The following is a 6,644-nucleotide window of genomic DNA, read 5'->3' on the forward strand; positions in this document are numbered from 1 at the left end:
AGTAGAATCAACCCAGGAGGCACACCATGCCACGAACCCCCATCACTTCAAGCGTGATCAAGAGTGCAGGTTACGACGCCAGAACCCGTGTGCTGGAAATTGAACTGCACAATGCCAGTGTGTACCGCTATTACGATGTGGATGAAGAAGCCTATCAACAATTGCTGGAGGCCCCCTCCAAGGGCACCCATCTGAATCAGGTCATCAAACCCAATTACATTTACAACGAAGTGACCAGTGATTTAAAAGAAGACGAAAATCCAAGCCTGATGTGACGTGCAAACTGTTTTATAAAACTCACGCTTTTCATGAAGATCGAGTTTACCATTTGTGACATTTTGAAAAATAGACCAGATTTATGCTTGTCTTTACAAGAAGCTCGAGCTTGATTCCAATTCCAGGAGGTATTTATGGCAGTAAACACCAGCCCCGGTGCTTCAAGCGAAGAAAACCAGAGCACATCAAATGAAATTGCCGCCAGCGATAAGCCTGAGAACAAATCTGACAAATGGAACCATGACACACAGTATTCAAGTCCTGAGGACGATCAGAAAGGATCTGACAACCTGACAGATGTCACCGATCCCGCGCTCTTTGGAGAAGGCGGAGCAGGAGAAGAATAACCACAATTGAACAACCCCCCCTAAAAACCCCTGTGCAGTCAGCAGGGGTTTTTGCTTTGAAGGGTTTGCTTGCCAGGGGTCAATTCTTGCTGGGCACCACCATCACCGGAACAGGTGTGCGTTGCATCACGCCCTGGGCCACACTGCCCAGAAACAGCAGGTTCAGGCCCTTGCGGGCATGGGTGCCCATGAAAATGAAGTGGGCTCCGTACTCCTGCGCGGCTTTCACAATGGCATCCACAGGGTGCCCCATCACCACTTCGGACTCGATGTTGGCCCTCTGCGCCTCCTCAAACTGGGACAGCACCTCATGCTGAAAGTGGCGCTCGATGGCCTCATGGTTGGCCTGCACCCCCAGCGAGGCCTGATAGGGCAGAGAACGCACCTGGGGATCAAAAACATGCAAAAGTTTGATCTGGGCATCGGGCATCAGCTCCCGGGCCAGTTGCAAGGCCTTGTGGGCACCTTCAGAAAAATCCGTGGGAACCAGAATGCGGGTCATGGTGAATCCTCCTCACTTCCATTGTGCGCCCACCGAAGCCCCAAAAGCAGGGAAGAATCTCGCAGAAACCCCCTTCTGAAATGTGCCAGATGTCGAGATGATTTGCTGTTGTGATGCAGTACAGGGGTTAAGGTGAACCACCCCATGAGCACCTTCTTCAACATCCTCCCCATGCTGCTGATCTTTCTGATCGGGGTGATCATTCGGCGCACGGGAATCCTGAGCATCCGGGACGCCGAAGCCCTGCTGAAAGTGGTCTTCAACGTCACCGCCCCGGCTTTGTTCATTGCCTCGGTGAGCCAGTTGAAGATCGGGCATGACATCCTGCTGCTGCCGCCCCTGGGCATTGCCATGTTCTTTGGCATCTACCTGCTGGCCCTGCCTCTGGGAAAACTGCTCAAACTCCCCAGGCCCACTCTCGGAACGTTCCTGCTGGGTTCATCCATCATGAACGTCACCTTCGTGCTGCCGTTTTTTGTGGCAGTGTACGGCATTCAGGAAGCCGGGCGGATCTCCTTTCTGGACCTCGGCAATGCCCTGGTGGTGTTCACCTTCGGGTATGCCCTGGCCTGCAAAATGGGGGAGAATGCCCGCAGTGGCAACATGGCAGGCCGCATCCTCACCTCACCGCCCATCATTGGAATTGTGATTGGGCTGGTCATCAACCTGTTTTCCCTGCACCCCCCAGATCCCATCATGAACACCCTGACCATGCTGGGCACCGCCACCCTCCCGATGGTGATGCTGGCCCTGGGCATGTATTACAGTCCCAGGATTCGCAATCTGCCTGTGACCTTCCTGGCCATTGGGCTCAGGATGCTGGTGGGTTTTGGTCTGGGCCTCCTGCTGGCGCAGGTGCTGGGCCTGACCGGGATCAATCGGGTGCTGCTGCTCCTGACCGCCAGCGCCCCTGCAGGCACCAACACCCTCACCTTCTCGGTGCTGGAAAAACTGGACACCGAACTGGCCGCCAGCATTGTCTCCACCTCTATTCTGATGGGCCTGGTGCTGGTTCCGGTGATTTTGATGCTCACCAGCTGAGCAGCCAGATCAAACAAGTAAAAACCCCGAGAGAAATCTCGGGGTTTCTTTTCTGGCGTGGCTGGGAGGATTCGAACCCACGACCTTCTGATCCGTAGTCAGACGCTCTATCCAACTGAGCTACAGCCACATGCCTTTTGATGCTTTTGCTGCTTCGCCATTAAAAGTGGCGGAGAGGGAGGGATTTGAACCCTCGGTACCCTTTTGAAGTACGTGCCCTTAGCAGGGGCATGGTTTAAGCCACTCACCCACCTCTCCAAGAACAAACCTGCACGTCGTTGGCGGAGGGAGAGGGATTCGAACCCCCGGTAGGTCGCCCTACAACGGTTTTCAAGACCGCCGCTTTAAACCACTCAGCCATCCCTCCGAACACGGATCACAGCTTCATCTTGGCGACCAGCCTCAGACGCATGGAGAAGTATACGGAAGTCTCAGGATTTTGTCAACACTTGCAGGAGGGGCGCAGAAGGCAAAAGGCGGAAGGCAGAGGGCACAGAGCCGAGAGCCGAGGGCCGAGGGTCAAAAAGCATGTACAGGACTTACATAAAGAAAAGATCAAAATGTGGAGACCAGAGAGGCAGAAATGACCTCTGCAGAAACAAACAACTTGCATGTTCTTGACTGGAATTCTCCTGGAAAAGCTTTTTGCCTTCTGCCTTCTGCCTTCTGCTTTCAGCTTTCTGCCACCTTCAAAACCCCGAGTTCGTCTCGGTCAACCCATACTCTGTGACGATCCACTGCACAGGAACATCGTGTTCCTCGTGGGGGAGTTTGCTGACCAGCAGAGCATCGCTGGTGACCCCGATCAGTTTGCAGTCCCGGGAGAGCGAGAGCAGAAAGCGGTCATAGTGACCCATGCCATACCCCAGGCGGTACCCTTGCTGATCGAAGGCCAGACCGGGAATGAGCACCAGTTGCAGGATTTGCGGGTCTTCCTCGGGGGTGCCGTGGGGGGGCTGCAGCATGCCCAGCGGATGACGCTGGATGGCCGTGTCCCAGCGGTGGATGGTCATGTGAGGATCGGGTTCCACCTCGGCCTTGGGAACATAGAAGGACACTTCTGGCAGCAGACGGGGCAGGCGTTCCAGGCTGACTTCGCTGCCAAAAGCCTTGTAGGTCAGAACATGCTGAATGTCCTGATCGTAAATCCATTGTGCGAGGTGCTGGCTGACGTCTTCGGACACGTCGGGGGTGCTTTTGCGGGTGGTCCTGGCCCATTTGCGCCAGTCTTGTTTCGCGGACCCCAAAGAGGGCATGCTGTGCATACATTGTCAGTATAGCGGGTTTGTGGAGTTGCAGATGGTAAGCAATGTGGGGGATGCCGAGGGCATAAAGCTTGGGTTTAGGGTGTTGAATTGTTTCGCAAATGGTTGAAGACAAAGACAGAACGGGCGAAAGATCCCTACAAATGCTTTGACATTTTGACTTCCGGCATTTATGTTGCACTCGGCACTCGGCACTCGGCACTCGGCACTCGGCACTCGGCACTCGGCACTCGGCTTGTTTAATGCAAAAAGCCGCATCCAGATCAGGGTGCCTTATGATGTCTCCCATGAGTCTTTCTTCTCAGCCCCTGATTGGTGTGGTGATGGGCAGCCGGTCTGATTTTGAAACCATGGAGCATGCCTTGAATGTGTTGCAGGAACTCAAGGTTCCTTATGAAGTGCGGGTGCTCAGTGCCCACCGCACACCTCATCTGCTTTCCAGTTATGCCGAAAGCGCCAGAGGCCGTGGCCTGAGGGCCATCATTGCAGGGGCAGGAGGGGCGGCGCACCTTCCGGGGATGCTGGCTTCGTTCACCACCCTGCCTGTGCTGGGGGTTCCTGTGCAGTCCAAGACCATGAGCGGTCTGGACAGCCTGTACAGCATTGTGCAGATGCCTGGAGGCATTCCTGTGGGCACTTTTGCCATTGGCAAGGCCGGAGCCACAAATGCAGGCATTTTTGCGGCAAGCCTGCTTTCCAGTGAGTTCCCAGAGATCCGGGAAACCCTGGACAGTTACCGCAGCAACCTGACCCAGACGGTGCTGGACAATCCCTATTTTGAGGGGCATCCAGAAGCACCCACAGGGGAAAACACCCCATGAATCCCCTCAAGCCTGGTTCGACCATTGGGTTTCTGGGAGGAGGTCAGCTGGCCCGCATGCTGGCCATGGCTGCGACCAGCATGGGGTACAAAACGGTGTTTCTGGAGCCTGACCCCCATGCTCCTGCTGCAGAGGTTTCCCAGCACATTCAGGCCCCTTACACCGATGAAGCGGCCCTGGCAAAACTGGCTGAGCTTTCCGATGTGGTGACCCTGGAGTTTGAGAACGTGCCAGACGACGCCCTGAATTTTCTGGAATCCAGGGTTCCGGTGTACCCTCAGGCGCAGGCGTTCCAGGTGTCCAGAAACCGCATTCTGGAAAAACAGACTTTGCAGGACGCAGGACTGCAGGTGGCCCCTTACCGGGTGATTCGCACAGAGGCAGACCTTGAAGGTGCTCTGGCAGAGCTGGGTGGCAAAGCCATCCTGAAAACCGCAGAACTGGGCTACGACGGCAAAGGCCAGGCCCGGGTGTTCAGCGATCAGGAGGCCCTGGAAGCTTTCCAGAAATTTGGTGTGGATTCTGTGCTCGAAAGCTTTGTGCCTTTTGTGCGTGAGATCAGCGTGCAGATTGCCAGGGCACCCAGCGGTTACGCCAGCCTTTCTGGCATTGTGGAGAACGTGCACCACCAGGGCATCCTGAAGCGCAGTATTTTTCCTGCCCGGGTCAGTGAACAGGTGGTGGGCACTGCCCGTGAATTTGCTGTGAAACTGGCAGAGCACCTGAATCTGGTGGGTTTGCTCACCCTGGAACTTTTTGTGCTGCCAGATGACACTGTGCTGGTCAATGAAATTGCACCCCGTGTGCACAACTCGGGCCACCTGACCATGAATGGTGGGGGCATCAGCCAGTTTGAAGCCCAGATCCGCGCAGTGGCAGATTTGCCGCAGTGGGATTTTGAGCCTTACATGGCCTGCAGCATGGTGAACATCCTGGGCTGGGAGAAAATCGAACCCGAATGGGACGCCCTGACCGGCATTCAGGGAGCGCACCTGCACCTGTATGGCAAGGCCAACCGTGCAGGACGCAAAATCGGACACCTCAACATCGCACACTTTGATCCCAATGTGGTGTGGGGATCCACCAAGATTGCAGAGATGCTGCTGTTCGGGGATGTCAGCCCTTAAGCCTGCCCCCACCTCGCTCGCACGCTCGCTTTCCTCCCCCACCAGTGGGGGAGGACCAGCCGGAGGCTGCGGTGGAGGAACAATGGACACAGCAACACCTGCGGGTGTAGCGTAAATTTCAGACCATGACTGAATTTGTGACTGACCCTGCAAAAAATGTGTTGATTGCACTCGGGGACCTGAACTGGGATGTGCTGGCCAAACCCGATTCGATGTTGCTTCCAGGAGGAGACACCACCGGGGTGATGAAACTGATGGGGGGTGGCAGTGCTGCCAATGTGGCGGCCTGGGCTGCGCGGGTGGGTTGCCCGACCACTTTTGTGGGCAAAGTGGGCAAGGACCGTTTTGGCGAGATGGCTGAACAGGAACTCGCTGCAGAGGGGGTCAAAACCGAACTGATCTGGTGCGACACCCAGCCCACCGGGGTGATTCTGGCCCTGATCGACCAGAATGGACAGCGTTCCATGCTTTCCGGTCAGGGGGCGGATTTCTACCTGTACCCTTCAGAATTGCCGGTGTCTGCCCTCACCAGTGGTCGGCATTTGCACCTGACCGCCTGGAGTCTGTTCACCGACCCGCCCCGTGCAGCAGCTTTGCGTGCGGCGGCCCTCTGTGAGCGGGCAGGCATGACCATCTCGCTGGATCCGGGCAGTTTCCAGATGATCTCGCAGATGGGGCGCAACGACTTCATTGACCTGATGCACGACATCGAATTTGACATCTTGCTGCCCAACCGGGATGAAGCCCACGCCCTGAGCGGCAAACGCGACCCCCAGGCCATGCTGAAGTGGTTCCGACACGAATTCCCCAATGCCCTGGTGGTGCTGAAACTGGACCGCGAAGGGGTTTTGATTGACACCCCCCAGGGAGAACGCATCCAGGTCAGTGCTTCCCATGATGTTGTGGTGGATGCCACCGGAGCAGGGGACAGTTTCGGAGGGGCTTTTCTGGGCGTGTACCTGCGCACCGGAGACCTCAGACTGGCCGCACAGTGTGCAGTGCAAGCTGCAGGCTGGGTGATTTCCCGTTACGGTGCCCGTGCACCTTTCGATGCGGATTTGCGCCAGAGGCTGGAACGGTACCGGCAACTGGTGGGGTAGGGATGCAGCCGAGATACTGTAGTTGCGGAGGGAAGTCAAGGCAAGCCGTAAGCTGGATCAAAAGGCTTGCCTTGCTTCACCAGCGCAAAAGCCACCTGCAAAATCTTCCTGGTCAGAGCACACAACGCCACCTTGGAGGGTTTCCCTCGCGCCTTCAACGCCCGA

8 protein-coding genes and 3 tRNA genes are annotated in these 6,644 nt (G+C 56.3%); 6 read left to right on the forward strand and 5 right to left on the reverse strand.

The genetic code is table 11. The features are described from left to right. The first annotated feature begins 26 nt into the window (after nucleotides 1–26). Nucleotides 27–275, forward strand: a complete 249-nt coding sequence (locus IEY52_RS20230) for a KTSC domain-containing protein (RefSeq protein ID WP_189005958.1) — start codon at nucleotides 27–29, stop codon at nucleotides 273–275. 135 nt (nucleotides 276–410) lie between these two features. After that, on the forward strand, nucleotides 411–623 hold the full coding sequence (locus tag IEY52_RS20235) for a hypothetical protein (RefSeq protein WP_189005961.1): 213 nt from the start codon (nucleotides 411–413) through the stop codon (nucleotides 621–623). A 79-nt stretch (nucleotides 624–702) separates the two neighbouring features. Here IEY52_RS20235 and IEY52_RS20240 read toward each other — a convergent pair whose 3' ends face one another. Continuing rightward, nucleotides 703–1,125 carry a universal stress protein gene (locus tag IEY52_RS20240; RefSeq protein WP_189005964.1) on the reverse strand — a complete coding sequence of 141 codons (423 nt, stop codon included), beginning with the start codon at nucleotides 1,123–1,125 and terminating at the stop codon, nucleotides 703–705. A 132-nt stretch (nucleotides 1,126–1,257) separates the two neighbouring features. Between IEY52_RS20240 and IEY52_RS20245 the strand changes: the two genes are divergently transcribed. Next, nucleotides 1,258–2,166 carry an AEC family transporter gene (locus tag IEY52_RS20245; protein ID WP_189005967.1) on the forward strand — a complete coding sequence of 303 codons (909 nt, stop codon included), beginning with the start codon at nucleotides 1,258–1,260 and terminating at the stop codon, nucleotides 2,164–2,166. Nucleotides 2,167–2,219: 53 nt separating this feature from the next. On the opposite strand, the gene IEY52_RS20250 is transcribed toward IEY52_RS20245, so the two are convergent. From IEY52_RS20250 to IEY52_RS20265, 4 genes are all read right to left on the reverse strand, one after another. Further along, nucleotides 2,220–2,296, reverse strand: a tRNA-Arg gene (locus IEY52_RS20250). Nucleotides 2,297–2,333: 37 nt separating this feature from the next. Beyond that, nucleotides 2,334–2,424 (reverse strand) — tRNA-Ser (locus IEY52_RS20255). Between the two features lie 21 nt (nucleotides 2,425–2,445). Further along, nucleotides 2,446–2,533 (reverse strand) — tRNA-Ser (locus IEY52_RS20260). 322 nt (nucleotides 2,534–2,855) lie between these two features. Then, nucleotides 2,856–3,431, reverse strand: coding sequence for a 5-formyltetrahydrofolate cyclo-ligase (locus tag IEY52_RS20265; RefSeq protein ID WP_189005970.1), 576 nt, complete (start codon nucleotides 3,429–3,431; stop codon nucleotides 2,856–2,858). A 278-nt stretch (nucleotides 3,432–3,709) separates the two neighbouring features. On the opposite strand from IEY52_RS20265, the gene purE reads away from it, so the two are divergent. From purE to IEY52_RS20280, 3 genes are all read left to right on the forward strand, one after another. Continuing rightward, nucleotides 3,710–4,252 carry a 5-(carboxyamino)imidazole ribonucleotide mutase gene (gene purE / locus IEY52_RS20270; RefSeq protein ID WP_189006001.1) on the forward strand — a complete coding sequence of 181 codons (543 nt, stop codon included), beginning with the start codon at nucleotides 3,710–3,712 and terminating at the stop codon, nucleotides 4,250–4,252. Further along, nucleotides 4,249–5,379: a 5-(carboxyamino)imidazole ribonucleotide synthase gene (locus tag IEY52_RS20275; protein WP_189005973.1), complete on the forward strand. Its 1,131-nt coding sequence runs from the start codon at nucleotides 4,249–4,251 to the stop codon at nucleotides 5,377–5,379. The genes purE and IEY52_RS20275 overlap by 4 nt, the downstream gene beginning before the upstream one ends. Nucleotides 5,380–5,504: 125 nt before the next feature. After that, a complete protein-coding gene (locus IEY52_RS20280; protein WP_189005976.1) occupies nucleotides 5,505–6,479 on the forward strand; it encodes a carbohydrate kinase family protein in 975 nt (324 codons plus the stop codon). The last annotated feature ends 165 nt before the right edge of the window (nucleotides 6,480–6,644 follow it).

Source organism: Deinococcus roseus, assembly GCF_014646895.1.
Lineage (GTDB): Bacteria > Deinococcota > Deinococci > Deinococcales > Deinococcaceae > Deinococcus_C > Deinococcus_C roseus.

What these genes read in the sequence shown, in the direction of transcription:
- IEY52_RS20230 (WP_189005958.1), top strand. Translation starts at nt 27, where the DNA reads ATGCCACGAACCCCCATCACTTCAAGCGTGATCAAGAGTGCAGGTTAC.
- IEY52_RS20235 (WP_189005961.1), top strand. Translation starts at nt 411, where the DNA reads ATGGCAGTAAACACCAGCCCCGGTGCTTCAAGCGAAGAAAACCAGAGC.
- IEY52_RS20240 (WP_189005964.1), bottom strand. Translation starts at nt 1,125, where the DNA reads ATGACCCGCATTCTGGTTCCCACGGATTTTTCTGAAGGTGCCCACAAG.
- IEY52_RS20265 (WP_189005970.1), bottom strand. Translation starts at nt 3,431, where the DNA reads ATGCACAGCATGCCCTCTTTGGGGTCCGCGAAACAAGACTGGCGCAAA.
- purE (WP_189006001.1), top strand. Translation starts at nt 3,710, where the DNA reads ATGTCTCCCATGAGTCTTTCTTCTCAGCCCCTGATTGGTGTGGTGATG.
- IEY52_RS20275 (WP_189005973.1), top strand. Translation starts at nt 4,249, where the DNA reads ATGAATCCCCTCAAGCCTGGTTCGACCATTGGGTTTCTGGGAGGAGGT.
- IEY52_RS20280 (WP_189005976.1), top strand. Translation starts at nt 5,505, where the DNA reads ATGACTGAATTTGTGACTGACCCTGCAAAAAATGTGTTGATTGCACTC.